18 protein-coding genes, 1 tRNA gene and 1 other RNA gene are annotated in these 21,410 nt (G+C 47.7%); 7 read left to right on the top strand and 13 right to left on the bottom strand.

Annotated elements, in window-relative coordinates:
* The first annotated feature begins 8 nt into the window (after window positions 1-8).
* The 4 genes from EHS89_RS07595 (at window position 9) to EHS89_RS07580 (ending at window position 5,974) form a co-directional block, all read left to right on the top strand.
* Window positions 9-1,373, top strand: a complete 1,365-nt coding sequence (locus EHS89_RS07595) for an efflux RND transporter periplasmic adaptor subunit (protein ID WP_124925534.1) — start codon at window positions 9-11, stop codon at window positions 1,371-1,373.
* Window positions 1,373-4,513 carry an efflux RND transporter permease subunit gene (locus tag EHS89_RS07590; protein WP_124925533.1) on the top strand — a complete coding sequence of 1,047 codons (3,141 nt, stop codon included), beginning with the start codon at window positions 1,373-1,375 and terminating at the stop codon, window positions 4,511-4,513. The genes EHS89_RS07595 and EHS89_RS07590 overlap by 1 nt, the downstream gene beginning before the upstream one ends.
* Window positions 4,514-4,626: 113 nt before the next feature.
* The gene (locus tag EHS89_RS07585; RefSeq protein ID WP_124925532.1) at window positions 4,627-5,598 is read left to right on the top strand and encodes a Dyp-type peroxidase; all 972 of its coding nucleotides are present in this window, start codon (window positions 4,627-4,629) and stop codon (window positions 5,596-5,598) included.
* 178 nt (window positions 5,599-5,776) lie between these two features.
* Window positions 5,777-5,974, top strand: a complete 198-nt coding sequence (locus EHS89_RS07580) for a hypothetical protein (RefSeq protein WP_124925531.1) — start codon at window positions 5,777-5,779, stop codon at window positions 5,972-5,974.
* A 127-nt stretch (window positions 5,975-6,101) separates the two neighbouring features.
* Here EHS89_RS07580 and cysK read toward each other — a convergent pair whose 3' ends face one another.
* The gene (gene cysK / locus EHS89_RS07575; RefSeq protein ID WP_124925530.1) at window positions 6,102-7,070 is read right to left on the bottom strand and encodes a cysteine synthase A; all 969 of its coding nucleotides are present in this window, start codon (window positions 7,068-7,070) and stop codon (window positions 6,102-6,104) included.
* A 582-nt stretch (window positions 7,071-7,652) separates the two neighbouring features.
* On the opposite strand from cysK, the gene EHS89_RS07570 reads away from it, so the two are divergent.
* A complete protein-coding gene (locus EHS89_RS07570) occupies window positions 7,653-8,132 on the top strand; it encodes a tetratricopeptide repeat protein (protein WP_124925529.1) in 480 nt (159 codons plus the stop codon).
* Here the strand turns inward: EHS89_RS07570 and EHS89_RS07565 are convergent.
* From EHS89_RS07565 to kdsA, 4 genes are all read right to left on the bottom strand, one after another.
* Window positions 8,129-8,683: a tRNA-uridine aminocarboxypropyltransferase gene (locus tag EHS89_RS07565; protein WP_124925528.1), complete on the bottom strand. Its 555-nt coding sequence runs from the start codon at window positions 8,681-8,683 to the stop codon at window positions 8,129-8,131. The genes EHS89_RS07570 and EHS89_RS07565 overlap by 4 nt on opposite strands.
* Window positions 8,683-10,104: a DUF4139 domain-containing protein gene (locus tag EHS89_RS07560; protein WP_124925527.1), complete on the bottom strand. Its 1,422-nt coding sequence runs from the start codon at window positions 10,102-10,104 to the stop codon at window positions 8,683-8,685. Before EHS89_RS07560 ends, EHS89_RS07565 begins: the two co-directional genes overlap by 1 nt.
* Window positions 10,105-10,107: 3 nt before the next feature.
* Window positions 10,108-12,090, bottom strand: a complete 1,983-nt coding sequence (locus tag EHS89_RS07555) for an SUMF1/EgtB/PvdO family nonheme iron enzyme (RefSeq protein WP_124925526.1) — start codon at window positions 12,088-12,090, stop codon at window positions 10,108-10,110.
* Between the two features lie 154 nt (window positions 12,091-12,244).
* Window positions 12,245-13,090, bottom strand: coding sequence for a 3-deoxy-8-phosphooctulonate synthase (gene kdsA, locus EHS89_RS07550; protein WP_124925525.1), 846 nt, complete (start codon window positions 13,088-13,090; stop codon window positions 12,245-12,247).
* A 108-nt stretch (window positions 13,091-13,198) separates the two neighbouring features.
* Between kdsA and EHS89_RS07545 the strand changes: the two genes are divergently transcribed.
* Window positions 13,199-13,708, top strand: a complete 510-nt coding sequence (locus tag EHS89_RS07545; protein WP_124925524.1) for a HugZ family pyridoxamine 5'-phosphate oxidase — start codon at window positions 13,199-13,201, stop codon at window positions 13,706-13,708.
* A gap of 132 nt (window positions 13,709-13,840) precedes the next feature.
* Here EHS89_RS07545 and EHS89_RS07540 read toward each other — a convergent pair whose 3' ends face one another.
* From EHS89_RS07540 to EHS89_RS07505, 8 genes are all read right to left on the bottom strand, one after another.
* Window positions 13,841-14,044, bottom strand: coding sequence for a DUF2788 domain-containing protein (locus tag EHS89_RS07540; protein WP_124925523.1), 204 nt, complete (start codon window positions 14,042-14,044; stop codon window positions 13,841-13,843).
* Between the two features lie 204 nt (window positions 14,045-14,248).
* Window positions 14,249-15,205, bottom strand: coding sequence for a GTP-binding protein (locus tag EHS89_RS07535; protein WP_211340304.1), 957 nt, complete (start codon window positions 15,203-15,205; stop codon window positions 14,249-14,251).
* 224 nt (window positions 15,206-15,429) lie between these two features.
* Window positions 15,430-15,936, bottom strand: a complete 507-nt coding sequence (locus EHS89_RS07530; protein WP_124925521.1) for a disulfide bond formation protein B — start codon at window positions 15,934-15,936, stop codon at window positions 15,430-15,432.
* A gap of 100 nt (window positions 15,937-16,036) precedes the next feature.
* Window positions 16,037-16,678 carry an SGNH/GDSL hydrolase family protein gene (locus EHS89_RS07525; protein ID WP_124925520.1) on the bottom strand — a complete coding sequence of 214 codons (642 nt, stop codon included), beginning with the start codon at window positions 16,676-16,678 and terminating at the stop codon, window positions 16,037-16,039.
* Window positions 16,679-16,712: 34 nt separating this feature from the next.
* Entirely contained in the window at window positions 16,713-17,375 is a 663-nt protein-coding gene (locus EHS89_RS07520) for a TIGR02466 family protein (protein ID WP_124925519.1), read from the bottom strand.
* A gap of 9 nt (window positions 17,376-17,384) precedes the next feature.
* A complete protein-coding gene (locus EHS89_RS07515; protein WP_124925518.1) occupies window positions 17,385-17,624 on the bottom strand; it encodes a TIGR02647 family protein in 240 nt (79 codons plus the stop codon).
* A 799-nt stretch (window positions 17,625-18,423) separates the two neighbouring features.
* Window positions 18,424-18,551, bottom strand: a non-coding RNA gene (locus EHS89_RS07510) — RtT sRNA.
* Between the two features lie 50 nt (window positions 18,552-18,601).
* Window positions 18,602-18,685, bottom strand: a tRNA-Tyr gene (locus tag EHS89_RS07505).
* Between the two features lie 437 nt (window positions 18,686-19,122).
* Here EHS89_RS07505 and nrdA point away from each other — a divergent pair.
* A complete protein-coding gene (nrdA, locus tag EHS89_RS07500; RefSeq protein WP_124925517.1) occupies window positions 19,123-21,390 on the top strand; it encodes a class 1a ribonucleoside-diphosphate reductase subunit alpha in 2,268 nt (755 codons plus the stop codon).
* Window positions 21,391-21,410 lie beyond the last annotated feature (20 nt).

Here is a 21,410-nt window from a genome sequence, read left to right as displayed (position 1 = left end):
ATACGCACATGAAAGCATTTTTTCAAAAGCCGCTGGTATTTTTTGGTGTTGTAGCGCTGGCCGTTCTCATTGTTATGTTGATGGTACGTAATAAAGCACCGGTAGAGCGTCAGAGTGCTGAACTGGCACCTAAACAGGTAGATGTGATTGATGTAGTTGCACAGAAAATACATCCGATGACAACGGCATATGGCAGCGTAGAGCACAGTGTCGCTTTGCAAAACAGAGCCGAAGTGAGTGGCAAGATCAGCTATATGCATCCCGATCTAAAGTCAGGCGGCAGTATCTCTGCTGGTACTCTGGTGTTACGAATAGACCCGGAAGATGTAGAGGTATCGCTGAAGCAGAGTGAAGCAGATCTGAAATCCAACCTGTCCTCGTTACAGCAGTTGGATGAAGAGGAAAAAACCAGTCGACGTTCGTTGCGTCTGGCTCAGGACAACCTGAACGTAGGACGAAAAGAGCTACAGCGAATTCAGGAGCTGTGGGAAAAGCGTTTGATTGCGCGCTCGGTAATGGATGCTGAAAAGCAGAATGTATTGCAGCTACAGCAAAATGTCTCGGATCTGCAAGGTCAGTTGAATACCTATGTCAGCCGCAGGGCATCGGCGCAGGCTCAGATTGAACGAGCATCCCAGCAGGTACGCAGTCAGCAAACCAACCTGGGACGTACTGAGCTTTATATGCCATTTGATGCTCGAATTGGCACTGTGCCTGTCGAAAAGGGTGAGTATGTTTCGACCGGCACTGCACTGTTTGAAGCCCTGGCGACTGATCGGGTTGAGATTACAGCACAACTGCCTATACAGCAGATGGCTAAGTTGGTCAGTGGTGCAAATTTGTCTACGGCGAAAATGGGAGAGGCTCTGCAGCAACTAGGGCTGAAAGCTAAGGTAAGTTTAGTTGGAGGGCAGGAACAGGCCGTTTGGCAGGCTGAGGTTGTGCGTTTCTCTGAATCTATCGATCCGGTACGTCGGACGCTGGGCATTGTCGTGGCGGTAGATAATCCTTATGAAAAAATAATTCCAGGTAAAAGACCTCCCCTGATTAAGGGAATGTATACCGCGGTTGACCTCTATGCACCGGCGATAGATGCGCTGATTATTCCCCGTAAAGCGATCCATGAAGGTCGTGTTTATCTGGTAGGAAAAGATCAAAAGCTTGAAATCAGGGCGATAGAAGTTCTGTTTACCCAGGGCGATTTTGCGCTTATCTCAGAGGGGCTGACTGAGGGGGATAAGGTGATAGTGAATGACCTGATTCCGGTGATAAAGGGGATGCCACTGGCGCCGGTAACGGAACCTCGTTATCAGGAAGAACTAAACGCGGTTGCCTCCGATGCTGATCTGGCATTTAGCGGGAGTGCTGAATAATGATTCGTTTCTTTGCCGGGCATCCTACCGCCGGAAATATTCTCATGGTGGCGATCGTATTGCTTGGTCTGGTGGCTCTGCCAACATTGAAAAAAGAGACTTTCCCCGAAGTTGACCTGAACCGGGTGAGTGTCACTGTAGCCTATCCGGGAGCCAGTCCATCAGATGTGGAAGATGGCATCTGTAACAGACTCGAAGATGCCACCGACGGCATCAGTTTTATGGACGAGCAGAAGTGTGAAGCGCGGGATAACCTGGGTACGCTGACACTTGATATGCAGGAGTCCGGCGACATTAAGCAGTTTGTCGATGATGTTAATGCGGCGGTAGATGCGATAACGGACTTTCCTTCAGATGCAGAAGATCCGGTTGTAAAGGAGTTGGGACGAACTGAGCCGGTGGTGAGTGTTGCGATCTCATCTGATGCGACCATGGTGGAGCTGAAAGCGCTGGCAGAGTACTACCGTAATAAATTATTGGCTTTACCGGGCGTGCCCATAGCGACCGTGACTGGTTTTTCTGAGCATGAGCTGAGCGTCAGTGTAAAACCCTATGCCCTGCGGCAATATAAACTCAGTATTGATGATATTGCTAACCTTATCCGGACTCAGGCGCTGGATCTGCCTGCCGGTGATATCGATGCCCTGCATGGCACTTATCAGGTGCGGATTGAAAATGCCCGGCGCAGCGTAGCTGAGCTGGAAGATCTGGTTATTCTCACCACAGAACAAGGTGGCCAGTTACGGCTGGGAGATATCGCAACAGTAGAAGATCTGTTTGAAGTACCTGAGCAGCGCATAGAATTGAATGGTCTGCCGGCAGCTCTGATTGAGATCAGTAAGAATAGCAGCGATGATTCGCTTAAGGTCTTCAATGCAGTCAAACAATTTACCGACCTGGAGAATAGTCGTTTACCGGAAGGCACGTCTCTGGTCATTACCCAGGATGCGGCTTCTATCGTAAAAGACCGTTTGTCGTTGCTGTTAACTAATGGCTGGCAGGGCTTGTTATTGGCAACGCTGACGCTGTTTATGTTCTTTGGCTGGCGCTACACCTTCTGGGTCGCGATGGGATTACCTATTTCGTTCCTTGGCGGATTAGTCGTGATGTCGGCTATTGGTATTAGTATCAATATGATCTCCATGGTCGCGTTGTTGATGGCGATCGGTATTCTGATGGATGATGCGATCGTACTCTCTGAGAGTATCGAAACCGAGTTCCGTAAGGGGAAAACCCCTTTTCAGGCCGCGGTTGATGGTATACAGAAAGTTGCCCGGGGGATTAGTTCTTCGTTTATAACCTCAGCTATTCTGTTTGGGAGTTTGCTATTCCTTAAAGGTGACATGGGACAGATTCTTGGTGTGCTACCTGTGGTCTTACTGGCGGTGCTCACTGTCAGTCTGATCGAAGCGTTTCTGATCCTGCCACATCATCTGCAACATTCGTTGAGTCGTCAGTCAGAATCCGATGAGGCGGGTTGGCGTGACCGTTTTGAGGCTGGCTTTGCAAAGCTCAGAGATCGGGTTGGAAAGATGGCCGACTGGTCGATCCGTTACCGCTATTTCAGTGTTGCTATGGCGATCTTTATGCTGATTATTTCGGTCGGTATGATGGCTGCCGGGGTAGTGAAGTTTAAAGGCTTTCCCGATATAGAAGGAAACCGGTTACAGGCGCGTATAATGCTGCCTCAGGGGACCCCCTTTGAACGTACGGAAGAGGTAGTGAATCAGCTATTATTTAGCCTGGATCAATCCCTGGCCAGCCTGCCGCCAGAGCCTGATGGAAAGTTGGTGCGTAACAGGTTGGTGACTTTCAGTAGTAATGCTGATGCCAATGAAGAAGGTGAACATCTGGCGACCATTAGCCTTGATCTGCTGGACGCAGAGAAACGTCATACTTCATTAGTCGAGCTGAAACGTTTGTGGCTGAAAAACTCACCGCAATTCAGAGATGCAATTGCAGTGCAGTTTAAAGAACCTGTTATGGGGCCTGCCGGACAGGCGATCTCGATCCGACTGCAGGGCGAGGATCTTGATCAGTTGTATCAGGCATCCTGGCAATTACAGGGCTGGATAAAAGGCTATACCGGCGTTAGTAATGTGATGTCGGATCTGCGTCCCGGTAAGCCTCAATTGCGGGTTGAGCTGCAGGCTGGCGCACTTAACTCAGGTCTGAACGCACAACAGCTGGCCTCGCAGCTACGAGCGGCATATCAGGGTGTTAAGGTTAGTGATGTGTATCGCGGTAACGAAGCTTACGAGATAAATGTCAAATTGGATAATGAAGCATCCCAGGCTTTTACTGAATTTGAAAACCTGACCATTTTCAATTCGGCGGGTGAGGATATCCCGCTGACTGCCATTGCTAATGTTGCATCTCAACGAGAATACTCCCGCATAGTACGTATTAACCATCAGCGCACGGTTACTGTAACCGGTGATGTGGATTCGTCGCTGGCAAATACATCGGCAGTGATCAGTGATATTAAGCTGAACTACCTGACTCAGCTGACCGAGCGTTATCCAGGTATCAGTTTTAGTTTGGAAGGTGAGGTAAAGAATGATCAGGAAACCAGTGGTTCGGTTGTCAGTGGTTTCTTACTGGGGCTTGCGGGTGTCTACCTGCTATTGAGCTTTCAGTTTGCCAATTATAAGGAGCCGGTGATCGTATTGCTGAATATTCCTTTAGCCTTTATCGGTGTGGTTTGGGGGCATATGCTGATGGGGTTGGATCTGAGTTTACCCAGTATGATCGGCTTTGTTGCGCTGGCCGGCGTCGTGGTGAATGACTCTATATTGCTGGTGGAGTTTGTTAAAAGCCGCAGTCTGGAAGGTATGAGCCTGCATGATGCGGCCGGGCAGGCGGTGCGTGACCGGTTCAGAGCTATTTTTCTCACCTCAGTTACCACTGTGGCAGGTATGCTGCCGCTGCTATCTGAAACCAGTCTTCAGGCGCAGGTGTTAGTACCATTAGTTTGCAGCCTGGTGTTTGGCATGATGACAGCAACAGTGCTGCTATTGATGGTGTTGCCTGCGGCGTACAGTATTCTTGAGGATTTTGGCTTTACTGAGCGGGAAACGCTCTCAGACGATCTGTCAGATGGATCCTTGTCACCAGTCGTACCGGTTAATAAAGCGTGAACAGGAATGTTAATACTTAATTTCAATAGCAGCTATAGCAAGAGTTAAACATACCTTCAGCTCTTGAGCTTTTATACTGTATTAAATGAATCAGTTATGTCAGGAGCAAGACCATGTCAGATACGGCTCAGTTTCAGAAGGATAAGCCTCAGCAGAATCAGTACAAGGGTTTTCAGTCAGGGGTCATCGCTGCGGCAAACAGTGATGCCATCTTCATAACGCTGAATGCTGAACGTACGGACAATGCCCTAAGTCAGGTTAGTTCTGTATTGGCGAGTTGTCCTGAGCTTGAAACTGAGTTTCGACGTCAGTATCCCGAGGCTGATCTGCATATCACGGTGGCGGTTGGCAGTCATTACTGGAACCTCCTGAGTCCGGAACAGCGGCCAGCTGAACTGGTTCATTTTCCAGAAATGAGTGCTGAACAATCGGCCCCTGAAACGCCAGCAGATCTGCTTTTTCATATTCGCTCGGAACGCCATGATCTGAACTATGAGCTGGCATCACGGGTATCTGCTCTGTTATCCGGTGTTGTCAGTCTGGTTGAAGAAGTACATGGTTTTCGTTATCTGGATAGCAGAGACCTGACAGGTTTTGTCGATGGTACTGAAAACCCCGAAGGTGAGCACCGGATTGACGTTGCGGTAGTAGGAGATGATGACGCTGTGTTTGCGGGTGGCAGTTATATTCACCTGCAGCGCTATGAGCATGATCTTGATGCCTGGAATCGGATTCAGGTTAAGCAGCAGGAAGATATTATCGGCCGGACTAAAGCGGATAATATTGAGTATTCAAGTGCAGATAAAGCTGCATTTTCCCATACAAAGCGGGTTTCGCTGAAAGACGCTGAGGGGCAATCTGTTGAGATTTTACGTCATAGCATGCCCTACGGTGATCTGAGCCGCAAAGGCCTGTTGTTTGCTTCTTATGGCCGTAGCCCTGAGCCATTCAGATCGATGTTGAATAGTATGATTCGGGGTGATGAGCATGGGCATGCGGACCACCTGTTAGGTTACAGTCAGGCTGTAACCGGGCAGGCTTTTTTTGCACCTTCGGTTGACTGGCTCATGGCGCTGAAATCCTGATTAGCAGACCAACAGCGACTGTCATCGATTTGTCAGAAACGCTTGTTAGGCTATGCTTAAGGGATTAGGAAAATTATTCTGTGACATGTTTTGTAGAATGATTTTAGGTCAGAGCACAAAAAAATGGACGCAAGGGACTGACGAACAGAGTGCAAAAAAGAAAAGACGGAGCCTGAATATGCGTACCGAGGCGATAACAAGAACAATTGCTGTACTAGGTGTAGACGGAGAAAACTTTGAGGTAGACGGTCATTTTGAAGGACAGGAGCGTAAAGCCCGCTGGTATTCGGTAAAACAACTGAGTGATGGCCGTACCTTTGTCGATCATCTGCCAACCTTTCCCAGCCATGATGAAATTCGAAAGATGGTTAACTGATAGCTAAGATCTGAAATAGATAAGCTTAACTGATTATTTCGTAAGATAAAAAACCGGACATTGTCCGGTTTTTTTTCTGCCTGTAATAATTATGGGCTTTACCAATAGCTATTACAGCGGAGGCTTATTACTGCACCTTTTCATTGTCGCTGAACATACCTTCGAACAGCGGGGTAGACAGGTATCGTTCACCTGAGTCCGGCAAAATGACAACAATCATCTTATCGGCATTTTCCGGTAACTCAGCTTGACGAATAGCTGCAGTAATCGCAGCACCACAGGAGATACCTGCGAGAATGCCTTCCTGAGTCATCAGTTGGCGAGCCATATTAATGGCATCGTCATTGCTAACCTGTTCGACCTGGTCAACTATCGAAAGATCCAGGTTCTTAGGGATGAAACCCGCGCCGATACCCTGGATTTTATGGGGTGATGGCGTCAGTTCTTCGCCATTGCGGGCCTGGGTTATAACCGGTGAGTCTACCGGCTCTACAGCGACAGATGTGATCGCTTTACCTTGTTGCTGCTTAATATAACGGGAGATACCTGAAATAGTACCGCCGGTACCGACACCCGATACCAGTACATCAATACCGCCATCGGTATCATTCCATATTTCCGGACCGGTCGTCTGCTCATGAATAGCCGGGTTCGCCGGATTTTCAAACTGTTGCAGCATCAGGTGAGTATCAGAATTACTGTCGACCAGTTGCTGTGCTTTTTCAATGGCGCCTTTCATACCCTTTGCCGGTTCGGTCAGTACAATCTCTGCACCTAGTGCCTTCATTAACTGACGACGTTCAAGGCTCATAGAAGAGGGCATAGTGAGGGCCAGATTATAACCCCGGGATGCAGCAACAAATGCCAGAGCAACACCGGTGTTACCCGAGGTTGGTTCGACCAGCGTCATGCCGGGTTTTAGTGAGCCATCTTTTTCAGCGGCCCAGATCATATTAGCACCGATACGACATTTCACTGATCCTGCCGGGTTACGGCTTTCCAGCTTGGCAAAGATTTTTTTTCCTGGAGCAATTCGGTTCAGATGTACCAGAGGAGTTGCACCAATGGTCAGTGAGTTATCTTCAAAGGTTTTCATATTAGTTCCTGTCACTACGCCAAAGTGGCTTACTAAGAGTGGCTTACGATAAAGCGACCAGGCACAAAGTGCGCTTACTTGCGAAGGCTCAACTTTGTACTTGGTTTATTCCATTAGAGTATAAAAAAATAAATGTCTATTCAAAAACTGATAATGATTTAAGCGTAATAAACGGGTTATAGCAAGTGATAGTCGAAGTACACTAAAGACACAGTTTTTGTTGGTTTTAATCCAGGAATCTACTAATAAGTCCGAATCTTTCTCTTCAGGCACAAAAATAGTCTAATGCACGGAAGGTAGCGCAGCGGAATGATTAATCCTTTCCAAGCTGCCTGACACCGCAGGAGACTATTTTAGTGCCTGCCCCCTCTTTTCAAAAGAGGGGGGCTTACAGAGCAAAACGATCTCTACGTTAGCTATTTTCGACAGGCCACCAGCATGCCTGTAATTATCATGCCCTTTGGGTAAGCTGCCTTGATCTCGAATTGCTCTGAAAGCCAGAGGTGTTTCGGACTTGTTAGTCGACTCCTCCGCATATCTGATATTGTATTGGTTAAGTATTCATGATTTACAGGATTTTATATGCGGCTTGTTATGACTCTGTTAGCACCTTTACTGGGCTGGATTAGCTTTCAACTTTTTCGTATGCCGTTGTTTAAAAAATCACCCCGTAAGCACCGCTTAGTGATGAAGCTATTTCGTTATGCCGCAGATAATGGCAGTGTCCGGGCTCTTTCAGTCTATGGGCATTTGCTGTTTTACCGTGGTGAGGGAGAAACAAATAAGGTGCAGGGGGCTATCTATCTGGAGCGTGCGGCAGATAAAGGGGATATGAAAGCGGCTTACCAGATGGGGAAGATCTTTGAACAGGGTTATCAGAATTTTCCTATGTCGCAGGAAAAAGCCTGTCGTTATTATCAGGCAGCGGCAGAACAGGGTCATGTTCTGGCGTTACGACGAATGGTCGATGCTTATTCTGAGGGTGAACTAGGACTGGATGTATCAGAGTCTGAGGCGGGCTTCTGGCAGGCGAAACTGACAGGTATTACAGCCCAGGGCTAATCTTGTGTTTGATAATAATCGAGCTGAAATTGTTGCAATGCTTGCTGAAGTGCAAAGCTTAGCTTTGGCTGAAAAGGCTTTAACAATAGTTCGGCGATCTCACTGGTACAAAGATGATCCCGGTCCGGGTTGCGGCGTAACCGGTATTCCGTACTACTGTCAGGGGTCAGGCTCAGCATAGGTAGCTGATCCAGATAGGGGCTTTTACGAACAATTTTCCGAACCTCTTTCCAGGTACCATCAGGAATGATGAACAGGGGGCGACGATCACTGCTTATCAGTTTATTCACCGTCCGGTGTTGTGTGCCGGGTCGGTCTGCAGGAAAGATTAAATAGGGTTGATACTGGGGGTCGTCCAGCAACCTCAGAAACTCAGAGTCGATCTCTTTACGTTGCCAGATGAAGCTAAGCGTATCGGGTAGGCAGCTTTTGATCAGTGGCGCTGTTCCGCTGGGCCGCAAAGGCTCGTTCTCATGTAGCAACAGGCAGAACCGTGGTATCTGGGATGACCGGTATTCTGCCTGCTCCGGTGTGCTATCTGTTGTTGACATCAGCGCTTAGTAAGCTCTGCTTTAAACCTTAGAGTGACCTGACCTTCGCCTGGTACCTCGATCTGCCAGCGGTTCTGGCTAGCATTGATTTTGGTAAACGGATGATTACTGTCGCGTATTTTCCATGGCTGACTGAAGTCAGCGTTCAGGTTAACGGTAGCGCCCTGTTTACGGCTGTTCAGGAGCGTGATTTCTTGCGTTACCAGGTGACTATCGTAGTTTTTCTTGAATTCGGTCTGACGTCGTTTGATTGTAATATCAAAGGCTTTACCGACGGCCAGTTCTACCTTCTGACCTTTGCTGGTATGGCGAATCTGGGCGCTGCCGATAAAGTGGCGTAAGCCTTCACTATCAGGGCTGAATACCCGGGCGGTGCCCGCAGGCAATGGAAATCCCAGCCCATCACTGGCTTTGTTTTCAAAACTGACTTTTATATCCGGCTTCTGGTCGTAGGATTGTCTATCTAAGGATGGAAAAACCGGAAAACGGTAATGGTAAGACTTACTGGAATTTATCTGCTCAGCACTAATCAGGCTAACTTGCTTGGTCTGGCCATTAAGAAGACTAGCCTGTTGTGGTAAACGATAAAGTTGATAGTCCTGAAATGCTTCAGGTGAACCGCCACGGGGCGCTGCATCAGCCAACATCGCTTCAGCTTTGAAACGTTGCTGCATTACTCTGGGTGGCTGATTGACCTGACCGGCCATCAACAGAATCTGGCTGTTTTTGAAATCTACTCCGGTTTGGTTACGCAAGGTTGCCATGCCATCTAAGCTAAGTTGCGTCCCTTCTTGTTGGAGTACTAACGCATAATCCATCTGCCAGTTTAAACCGCGGGTCAGATAGGTGAGTACTGCTTCGCCGGCCTTTTTGGTTCCCTGTGAGCGTATTTCTAGGCTTGGGCGTGCCTGCATTCCTTCAGGAAGCTTAGGAAAGATAAAGCGCCAGCCCTGCTGATTGACCGGGAGGGTCTCTATACGGCCCTGATGTTCTACTACTGCCTGATTACCCTGAACGCTGAGCAGGCGGGCATCGGTGATAGTTTCAGTGCCACTGACGCTGTTAAATCTGGCTAGTTGAAGTGGTTTGCCTATATAAGCTTTAAGCAAGGCGCTGGTGGATATCAGGTTGTTATTAAGATTCTGCTCAAGCACTTTTCCTGCATTTTCAATTTGCAGGGTTTCACTCATTATCTGATGACTGACATCTTCTATATAGAGGGTTTGGTCCTGATTGATTGGAGGAAGATTACGTACATCACGGACCAGCCCCAGATCCTGATTGTAAAGGGTTATGCTTAAGCCCTGCTGTTTGTCAGCATCGACTCGCAGTGGAGCGCCCTGTACCGAACTTATTTGTAACAGGCTGCCGAGCACTATTATTGCCGGGCATAAATATTTGATATCGACTGTCTGTATCATCAACTATTCCTCAGTTGTATCGTCTGACAGGTCCAGGGCTATTCTGAATCCCCAGCTATTTTTTGTGCTTTCCGGTGGGTGGCGATAGCGACTGGAGGAGCGGATTACCCGGCTAATATCAAACCATGAACCGCCGCGCATTACTCTGAAGTTACAGTCACCATCGATCATCGCTGATCCATCATCCGGTGCATTAAAGTAGGAATCCTGATAACAGTCTTCGACCCATTCGTCGACATTACCGTTCATATCATGAATGCCCCATGAATTTGCCGGAAAAGAGGCTACCGGTGCAGTCTTTTGGCCATCCCACTCAGTACCGCACTCGCTACATACGGCTCTTTCAGGCTCAAGCTGATCACCCCACCAGTAATTAGTATCAGTTCCTGCACGGGCTACATACTCCCATTCCGCTTCTGTTGGCAGGCGATAAGGTTGGCCGGTAAACAGTGCCAGCCACTGTGCGTAGGCTTTGGCTTCTTTCCAGCTAACATTGATAACAGGTCGGTTGCCCCGGCCCCAGCCATTATCATCAGGCAGAGGTCTGCTCATGGTACGGGCGTAATAGTCATAATCATTAAAGCTGACTTCATTGCGGGACAAGGCAAAGCGATGGCTGATAGTAACCGAGTGAGCCGGTAGCTCATTATCATCACCAATCAATTGTTGGTCGCCCATAGTGAAGGTACTGCGGGGCATAATCACCATCTGCGGGCCTTTAAAGCCATCCTCAAGCTGATCAGTGAAAACGGTCAGTTTATCTGCATCATCGAACCTGATTTCCTCCAGCTCTTTTTGCAATGAATCCATGGTTTCAGTTCGGCTTTTTAGCTCAGTTTGCAGCTGTTTAAGTTCAACTGAGCGCTCGTCTCTTTCTTGCCGTAGCGTTTCCTGTAATTCGGCTATATCTTTTTGTACCTGCTGAAGTTCTGCGCGGGTTTGATTGAGGGCTTGCTCTACCTGATCGGTATTTTGTAAACCTAAGAAGAATGCGATAGCAAAGCCCAGTAAAAAGCCAAACACGAAGATCAGAGCGGAGATACTCCAGTCGGGTAGAGTAAACATTCCGATTCTACGACCAGTTCTACTCTGTTTTGTTTCTTCAGCTAATGGTTCAGGGTCTTCATCAGGATCATCCGCAACAGCAAAAATGTTCTTTAACAGTTCAGCGGCCTGAGCGGGGCGTTCAATCGGATCTGTTGCAAAGGCCGTTTGTAATACCTCCCATTGCGGCGGGCTCAATGAGGATGGTTTTTTTAGCTCTTTCTGTACCCTTACCATCTCATCATCTGAGGCTTTGAAGGGTGGTTTACCACTGAATAACTGATAAATGATACAGGCAAAAGAGTAGATATCAGCCCGGGTGGTGAGTGGTGCAGGATGAAAGCCTTCGGGTGCCATATAGGCCAGATGCGTAGAAGGTGAGTCGTTAAGATCACCTGCAATGACCATCGCTTCATCGAAGGCAAAGCCGCTGAGTTTGACCCCACCTTTTTTATTAATATAGATAAGTTCAGGGCTGAGAGCCCGGTGTGGTTGTCCTGCCCCGGCATGGGCGGTATCTATGGCATTGGCCAGCTGCTGTAACAGGCCTTTCTTTTGTTTGTCTTTGAGCTTTTTTGCCTGGCCGCTGGTCATTAGTTGTTCCAGGGTCAGGCCATCCATCAGCTCGGTTGCAAAGAACAATAAAACGCCTTTCTGACGAAACATACCAAAGTATTCTGCCAGGTGCGGGTGTTTAAACTTTTTACTCAGGACAATATGTTTTTTTGCTGATTCAATAAAACCCTGATGTTTAAGTAACCGGGGGTCAAATATTTGCAGTGTGACGGGTACGGATGTACTGGTTGCCTGATCTTCCGCCTGCCAAAGCTGGCCAAAACGGGTGGTTTTTAACTGGGCAGTCAGTTTGAACTGGTGATGTTCTGGGCCAATTATCTGATCCGGTGCCAGACCGTCATAGATAGGTTCATTAGTCGTTGCCATACCTGAGCGTCCTGAATCGATAAATCCTGTGCGATTTAAGTCGATAATAGAGGAAGCCGCGCTCAGAGTTAAGCATCAGAACTGTCAAAACGACAGGTAATCATTGAGTTGAGGAAAAAAGCTGCGATATGTTGTCATATCGCAGCCGGAGGGATTATTCAGTAATCAGGGGTTCGAAGCTTTTAACCAGATCATCAACAGCTTTCATCTGTGCCAGATAAGGCTCCAGTTTAGCCAATGGCAGAGCACAAGGACCGTCGCACTTCGCCAGTGTTGGATCTGGATGTGCTTCCAAAAACAGTCCGGCAATACCCTGAGCCAGGCCTGCGCGCGACAACTGTGCAACCAGTGCACGTCGGCCATCAGCAGAATCACTTCGTCCGCCCGGCATCTGCAGAGCGTGAGTTGCATCAAACATGACCGGGTAACCCATCTCTTTCATGATAGAGAAGCCCAGCATGTCTACGACCAGGTTGTTATAGCCAAAACTGCTGCCACGCTCACACAGAATAAGGTTACTGTTGTTAGCCTGCTCAAACTTATTCAGGATGTGTTGCATCTCCTGAGGCGCCAGAAACTGAGCTTTCTTGATGTTAATAACGGCACCGCTTTTTGCCATCGCTTCTACCAGATCGGTCTGGCGGGACAGAAATGCGGGTAGCTGGATAATATCGCAGACTTCGGCAACCGGCGCGGCTTGATAGGGTTCATGAACATCGGTAATCAGAGGTACGTTAAAGGTAGTCTTGATCTCTTCAAGAATTTTAAGACCTTCCTCCATACCCGGACCACGAAAGGATGTTAATGATGAGCGGTTAGCTTTATCGAAAGAGGCTTTAAAGACATAAGGAATGTTCAGGCGTTGAGTGACTTCAACATAGTGTTCAGCGATCTGCATTGCCAGATCCCTTGACTCTAGTACGTTCATACCGCCGAACAGAACCATCGGAGCATCATTGGAGATCGCTATATCGCCAACCTTAACCACTTTCTGTTGCATATTCACAAATCCTATAAATTAAATACGCCGACAATTATACGTGAATAGCGGAGCTGGAGTATATTGATACATGAAAATTGGATCATGTTTGATTGGGCTGGATAAGTTATGAATACGGATGAACAACAGCAAGATGGGGCTAATTTGATATTGGCAGAGTTGCTGTCCTCCTGTCGGTCTGTTCAGTTAGCCAGTCAGGGGGAAAGGGGGCCTGAAGCCAGCTATACGCCGTTTTTATATGAGGATGGTGATTTTTATATTTTGATTAGCGAACTGGCCGGCCATACTGCAAATTTAATAGCGCATCCGACAGTAGGCGTTATGCTCATTGAAGATGAAGAGAAAAGCCGGAACCTGTTTGCTCGCACCCGACTGACGCTTCAGTGTCAGGCGGTAAAGGTAAAACCTGAAACCGAAGAACAGAGCCGGTTGCTGGATCTGTATCAGCAACGTCATGGTGATACGGTTGCGTTGTTACGTACGCTGCCGGACTTTCATCTGTTCAGATTATCCCCCGATACAGGGCGTTTCGTTATCGGTTTTGGCAGGGCTTTTCGGGTTGCGCTGCCTGGTTTTGAGTTACAGCCGATAACGGCGGATAAGCTAGAAGGGGGCTGAACTAAAGCGCTAATTGTGAACTAGCTTTGTGAATGAATTCAGGAAGAGGCCCTCTAAGGTGCCTTTTATCGCCGGCGCTTTTATTCAGGCGACTTATATTGAGGAGCATGTATCTATTGAGGTGTATGTATCTTAGGCGCCTTCCAGCATCCCAACGACAACGCTTTTTATCAGGAAAGCAGCTAAGCCAAGTCCTAACGCAAAAAACAGCACAGCGGTACCAAACTTACCGGCATTAGATTTCTTAGCCAGATCGTAGATGATGAAAAATATATAGCCTGCAAATATTGTAATGCAGATCGTCATTGCAATACTTTCCATTTCAGCCAGACGCATCTCTATTCTCCGCTGCTAATTGCTATAAATTAAAATGGTTAAAACCAAATTGGTTGCGGATTGTACCGAGTCACAGCTCGTTGTGGCAATAATAGAAAATAAAAAAATAAGGCGAGCTACTTTCAGCTGGCTTCCTAGGTGAGCGTTATGGGCTGGTGCGATAGGCTGACGGATAAAATGTCAGCCTGTTTATAAGCAGGGTTATCAGGCTGGAGTATAGCGACTCCACTGCATCAGATTATTAATCTCCTGCTTAAGCATTAACATAGTAATCTGATCGGTACAGTGCACGCCTAATAGTCGATGATCGGCTATCAGTACGGAAAAGTAGCCATCGGCTTCGGTATCTAGTGTGATGGTATCGATACCGTCAAAGTCATCAACTTTATCCAGTAAGGGGGTAATGTTCTGAGTGAAGTGCTTAAGTTCTTTTAGCTGTGGAGTGGTCAGACTTGAGTACTCTGTTTTACCTTGTCCATTGATCAAGGCGACGCCATTGACGGCAGGAAGTTGCTCGATATCTTGCATTAGTTCGCTGGTAAACCGCTTGTTCAGTTTAGCTTGACGGATAATCTGTTCAGTATGTTGTACCTCCTCTTGAACCGTTATTTTATCGCTACCTGATGTAACAGGATGAGGAGGTTGTACGATTTCATCAATCAGAAAATGGACATCCTCAGGATTGCGGGCATCAATAAAGAACACCGGTGCTTTGATATTTAACTCAGTTAACCAGCCAGCATAGTCTGCTTGTGTTGGCGTGTGAACCAGATCGCTGCCGGTCACAGCTATGATAAGGGGCTTGTTCTGATAGTGTTCGAGGAAGTTGCTCAGATAAAATTCAAGATCCTGTCTGGGATGATTTCGGGCGTTATCCAGCAGGAGTATATGGCCGCTACTGTCATGTGCTAACTCAGTAGCGATTAACTCCCACATAAAGCGAAAGCGTTCCTGACCCGGTGTGCCATAAAGGTGTATACGCCGTCCTGCTTCTTCGAACAGGGCATAGTCCATCGCTACGGTTGTCTTACGTTTGGCTCGTTGGGTGCTGTCTGAAGCCTGAACATCGGTGGATAACGCGGTTGTACCACAGAGAGATTTGATTGCAGTTGTTTTGCCGGCGCCTACCGGGCCGAAGAAGACGATCTTGCTGTCCTTCATGAGTCTGATGAATCCATTCATATAAGCAGATTTCTGCTTTATTAATCTGTATCTGGTTACAGCTGTCAGGCGTTTAAAAATAATGCCTGACAAATCAGCGCCGAATGCCCACATCCCTTTGGCATAGCTAATGTACAAACACTTCAAATACTGTTTACAGTGTTCTGTAGTACATCACTTGCTGTATACAGTATATGACTCTAAAGCCTGAATGACAGCTTAATTCAGGCTTTCCTTATGAATGTGTAAGTTGCGAATATAGTACTGCACAGCGCGATGGCAGAAAACACTAGCAACCCTTCCGCCATAGTGATACCGAACAGTAACTCAGGGGTCCAGCCACACAGCTCCCAGGGTTCAAATACTGCCGGAAACCATCGGTCCAGTGCGAACCAGTCAGGTAAGCCTGAGCCCATAGTGCAGCTGCCTTCTATTAAATTACGCTCTATGGCAAAAGTCATCCAGGAACGCTCTGCCAGACCTAAGGCTGCAATAACAGTTAGTCCACTGATGCTGATAATGGCAGGACGGCTATTGCGCAGCAGTAGTCCTAAGGTTGCCAGAATGATAAAGGCCATCACCCAGATGCGAACATGGATACAAAGAACGCAGGGGCCGTAGCCAAGAGCGTACTGAAAATAGAGCGCCACCGCTTCCATGGCCAGGCCTGTTGCAATAATTGCAAGCCAGTACCAGTAGCTGCGAACAAAACGTTGGAGTGAATCTAGCATCGTATTCCTTTAATTTAACTGTAATAACTATATCGCTGGTCGCTTAAGTGGATATTTATATAGCCATAAAGTTCCACTTGTACGGTAAAAGATTGAGACATCATAGGTTTAGCAGATTCTTTACGACTGGATTCAGGGCTTCAGCCAGCCGCTGATGCTGTTCCAGATCTAAGTGAATACCGTCGACTTTGCTGGCACTGATATGTTCACCTGCATCGAAGTAATAACAATTGAGCTGCTTTGAAATTTGTTTCAGGGCGCTATCAAAACCTTTCCATTTTATTTCTGCGCCACGAAACTTGGCGGCAATAACCCCTTTGGGCTCAATAATGGGAGGTGGGCAGATGAGTAAAATATCAGGTGCCAGCATGCCGGGCTCTACAGGCGCCTGGCGGATACTATTAACCAGGCTGGCAACGCCTTGCGCCGCTTCAGCGGCAGTAAAGCTATGTGGGCTTTGAAAGTCATTATTACCCAGCATAATTATTATTAAACTGAGCGGGCTATTGATCTCGATACGTTGCTGTAGCCCCTCTAATCCGTTTCTTCCGGGTTTGAAAGGATCATCAAGTACGGTGCGCCTGCCGTTAAGGCAATCTTCTATGATGCGTATTGACTTGTCAGTATGGTTGATCAGATTTTCAAGGTGGCCAGGCCAGCGTTGCTCAAAGGAGAAACGCTGGCGGGAATCAGGAATGATTCCCCAGCTGAGTGAATCGGCGTACACAAGTACCTGTTTCATCCTGACCTCCTGCTACAGGGAGCTAATATTAGTGCTACTCCTGAAAATGGATCTGGCTGTTGAAGGCGATTATAACCCTGTCTTTCTGACTGAAATAGGGCATTGCCGCGTGCTTAAGGTAAGAGGGGAATATCACCATCTGGCCATCGACCGCTTCGAAATCCCAGCTGCCGGTACTGTTCAGATAAGCGGTACCCGCATCAAGGTATTGATCGGCTCCGTGGCGAGGATCGTAGAAACGGTTAATGCCGTTGCGACTACTGATATCGCAATCACCGGCATCGACATAGTAGATACCACACCATGAACAGTTAGGATGAGCATGGGTATCATGGTAACCACCATTCTCAGTGACATGGAACCAGGATTCGACGATGTCAGCTTTTGCTTCAGCACCTTCCGGCCAGAACGGCTGATTAACTGAGCTGGCCACCATGGTCAGCATATCTTCAGTGAATTCCCGCAGTTCCTGTATCACAGGTTCCTGACGTTGTAGCAGATCCAGAGTGCTTTCATATAAAGCATGCTTAGCGGTAGGTGCAACCTCACTTTCTATTGCTTGCTGTTGGCCGTCACGTAATTGATAAATCAGTTCCAGCAGCGGCTGCTTTATATTCGCGTGAAGTGGGTTTTGCAGGGTAAACATCTGGGTTTCCCAGACATTGATATCCTCAATCAGAATCTCTGGCTGTTGCATAGCAGGGGCTTACTTCTTTGCATTCAGGATGTTTAACAGGGCATGAGCCTGATCGGCAGCTTCGTGACCCAGAGGTGTCAGGTATCCACCATCCATCTGTGTGATCAGGTCTTTATCAAACAGGCGGCGGGTCGCTGTAACCAGTTCCGGTGAAGCATCATTACGAACCTTAAGGCCTTGGTGATCGCTAGTCTGGCTGAACCGGATCAGCATGTTGATCTCTTCCTGGATATTGTCGTTGTATGGCATAGGTCTCTCCTAAAGATGTAAAGAGTGTACTTAAATTATGTTCACACCTTGGCATAGCTGAGGCCTTTGATACAAGGGGCGAACGATAAAAAAAATCAGTTGTGTGATATGGGGCAAAAATAAGCAGGGTAGTGAAGTTGGCACTATTAAGCGTGTTGCCAGATTTAGCTGCTTTGATTGAGGTGATTTGACATGTTTCAGGCACAAAAAAGCCCTGTTATAAAACGAGGCTGTTTCGTATCGAATTCGATGGTGGTGGGGGGGATTATTCCCCTTCGGGCCGTTGCGCAAAAAGCGCGCCCTATAGCTTAAGAGTTGTCTGCGTTTGTAAACTCACTTCGGCTCGAACCACGTCGGTGGTGCTCACCCACCCCTCCATCAAGAATCGCAGGCACAAAAAAGCCCCGTTATAAAACGGGGCTGTTTCGTATCGAATGGGGGGTGGATTATTCCCCTTCGGGCCGTTGCGCAAAAAGCGCGCCTTATAGCTTAAGAGTTGTCTGCGTTTGTAAACTCACTTCGGCTCGAACCACGTCGGTGGTGCTCACCCACCCCTCCATCAAGAATCGCAGGCACAAAAAAGCCCCGCATAAACGAGGCTGTTTCGTATCGAATTCGATGGTGGTGGGGGGGGATTATTCCCCTTCGGGCTATTGCGCAAAGAGCGCGCAATGTTGTCTGCGTTCGTAAACTCACTACGGCTCGAACCACGTCGGTGATTCTCACCCAACCCCCCATTAAGAATCGCAGGTACAAAAAAGCCCTGCACGGATGCAAGGCTGTTTCGTATCGAATTCGATGGTGGTGGGGGGTGGATTATTCCCCTTCGGGCTATTGCGCAAAGAACGCGCAATGTTGTCTCGTTCGCAAACTCACTACGGCTCGAACCACGTCGGTGGTGCTCACCCACCCCTCCATCAAGAATCGCAGGCACAAAAAAGCCCCGCATAAACGAGGCTGTTTCGTATCGAATTCGATGGTGGTGGGGGGTGGATTCGAACCACCGAAGCTCGCGCGTCAGATTTACAGTCTGATCCCTTTGGCCACTCGGGAACCCCACCACAAGGAGCGCGTATACTATTGATTTGTTTGGTCTATGTAAAGCCTTTAAATCAATATATTTGCTCAATTTGACAAGCTTTTTAAGCTATTGCTTTTAGCTATTAAGTTTTTTCTTTCGATAAAAAATTTTCAATTTTTTAATACAGTTTCTGCAACGTAGATGGCACGGGCTTCTGCCTGTTATTTGCTGTTTGGCTACACGCATAAAAGGCCAAAATCAAGTATTGTAATTAACTTCTTTATAACTATATTTAGTGCCTAATGTTTCAGTACGCACAATATATAGTGGCCTAGCGGAAGTTTAGCAACTAGGCAACCCTAACGTGCTGAAGCCCAGGGATAGCGCGGCTTAATGGAATAAATAGCAGCATCCCTAATCAGAAAATGGCTCGATCAGAAGCCGGTCTAAAATTTTATACTGACTTGGGAAGTGCAAATGCAGGACATATTGGTAACGAAACGCAATGGTGTTCAGGAAAAACTGGACCTGGAAAAAATTCACCGCGTAGTTATCTGGGCCGCGGATGGCCTGCAGAATGTTTCAGTCTCTCAGGTAGAACTGAAAGCTCATATTCAGTTTTATGACGGTATTAAAACTGCCGATATTCATGAAACGCTAATTAAATCAGCGGCCGACCTGATCTCCGAAGATGCTCCGGATTACCAATACCTGGCTGCTCGTCTGGCCATTTTCCATCTGCGTAAACGTGCTTTTGATAGTTTTGAACCGCCTCATCTGTCGACTCATGTTGCACAGATGGTCGATGCTGGTCGTTACGATAAGCACCTGTTGGAAGACTATTCAGAAGCTGAGTTTAATCAGCTGAATGATTATCTTGATCATAGCCGTGATATGAACTTCAGCTATGTCGCAGTTAAGCAGCTGGAAGGTAAGTATCTGGTACAGAACCGGGTTACCGGTGAGATTTTCGAAAGCCCGCAGATCCTGTATATGCTGGTATCTGCTTGTCTGTTTGCCAATTACCCTAAAGAGAGCCGTCTGGAATACGTAAAACGTTTCTATGATGCCTGTTCACAATTCAAGCTCTCTTTGCCGACACCTATTATGGCGGGTGTGCGTACGCCTACCCGTCAGTTTAGCTCCTGTGTGCTGATTGAGTCGGGTGATTCACTGGATTCGATTAATGCAACTGCAAGCGCCATTGTTAAGTATGTGAGTCAGCGTGCCGGTATCGGCATTAATGCGGGCCGGATTCGTGCACTTGGCAGCCCTATCCGTGGTGGTGAAGCTTTCCATACCGGTTGTATCCCGTTTTATAAATACTTCCAGACAGCGGTTAAATCCTGTTCTCAGGGCGGTGTGCGTGGTGGCGCTGCGACATTGTTTTACCCCCTCTGGCATCTTGAAGTTGAGTCACTGCTGGTACTGAAGAATAACCGGGGTGTTGAAGAAAACCGGGTACGTCATCTGGACTATGGTGTACAGCTGAACAAGCTGATGTATACCCGTCTGATCAAAGGTGGCAATATTTCTCTGTTCAGCCCTGATGAAGTGCCGGGCCTGTACGACGCCTTTTTTGCTGATCAGGATGAGTTTGAACGTCTCTATGTTCAGTATGAGCAGGATGACAGCATTCGTAAGAAGACAATCAAAGCTGTCGAGCTGTTCGGTATGCTGGCATCCGAGCGTGCTTCTACCGGTCGTATCTACATTCAGAACGTGGATCACTGTAATACCCATAGCCCGTTCGATCCGGCGGTTGCTCCGGTTAAGCAGTCTAACCTTTGTCTTGAAATTGCGCTGCCGACTAAGCCCCTCAATGATATCAACGATGCTGAAGGTGAGATCGCTCTTTGTACTCTGTCTGCATTTAACCTGGGTGCACTGGACAATCTGGACGAGCTTGAAAATCTGGCGGACCTGATTGTACGTGCGCTGGATAACCTGCTGGATTATCAGGATTACCCAATTGAAGCGGCCCGTACTGCGTCGATGAATCGCCGTACACTGGGCGTAGGTGTGACTAACTTTGCTTACTACCTGGCTAAGAATGGCGTTCGCTACTCGGATGGTTCGGCCAACGGTTTAGTTCATAAAACCTTTGAAGCTGTGCAGTACTATCTGTTGAAAGCATCGAATGAGCTGGCGAAAGAGAAAGGGCCTTGTACACTGTTCCACGAGACGACTTACGCGAAAGGCATTCTGCCGACTGATACATACAAGCGTGAAGTGGATGATTTCTGTGAAGAGCCGCTGCATTACTTCTGGGAAACTCTGCGCGAAGATATCCGCGAGTTTGGTTTGCGTAACAGCACCCTGACCGCGTTAATGCCGTGTGAGACATCTTCACAGATTACTAACTCGACTAATGGCATTGAGCCGCCGCGTGGCTATGTCAGTGTTAAGGCAAGTAAAGACGGTGTAATGAAGCAGGTTGTACCTGATTATGCCGAACTGAAGCAGGACTACGAGCTGCTGTGGGAGATCCCTTCAAACGAAGGTTATCTACAGCTGGTGGGTATCATGCAGAAGTTTATCGATCAGTCGATTTCAGCCAATACTAACTACGATCCAGCAACTTTCCCGGGCGATAAAGTGCCAATGAAACTGTTGCTGAAAGATCTGCTGACAGCCTACAAGTACGGTGTGAAGACGCTGTATTACCATAACACTCGTGACGGCGCGACCGATCAGCATGATGATCTGACTGGCGGCTGTGAAAGCGGTGCTTGTAAGCTCTAATCAGCAGTTAAGGATTATAG

The organism is Amphritea balenae, from assembly GCF_003858655.1.
In the GTDB taxonomy this organism is placed as follows: Bacteria; Pseudomonadota; Gammaproteobacteria; order Pseudomonadales; family Balneatricaceae; genus Amphritea; species Amphritea balenae.
Note: the sequence above shows the minus strand (reverse complement) of the source record. Positions and strands in the feature narration are given on the sequence as shown.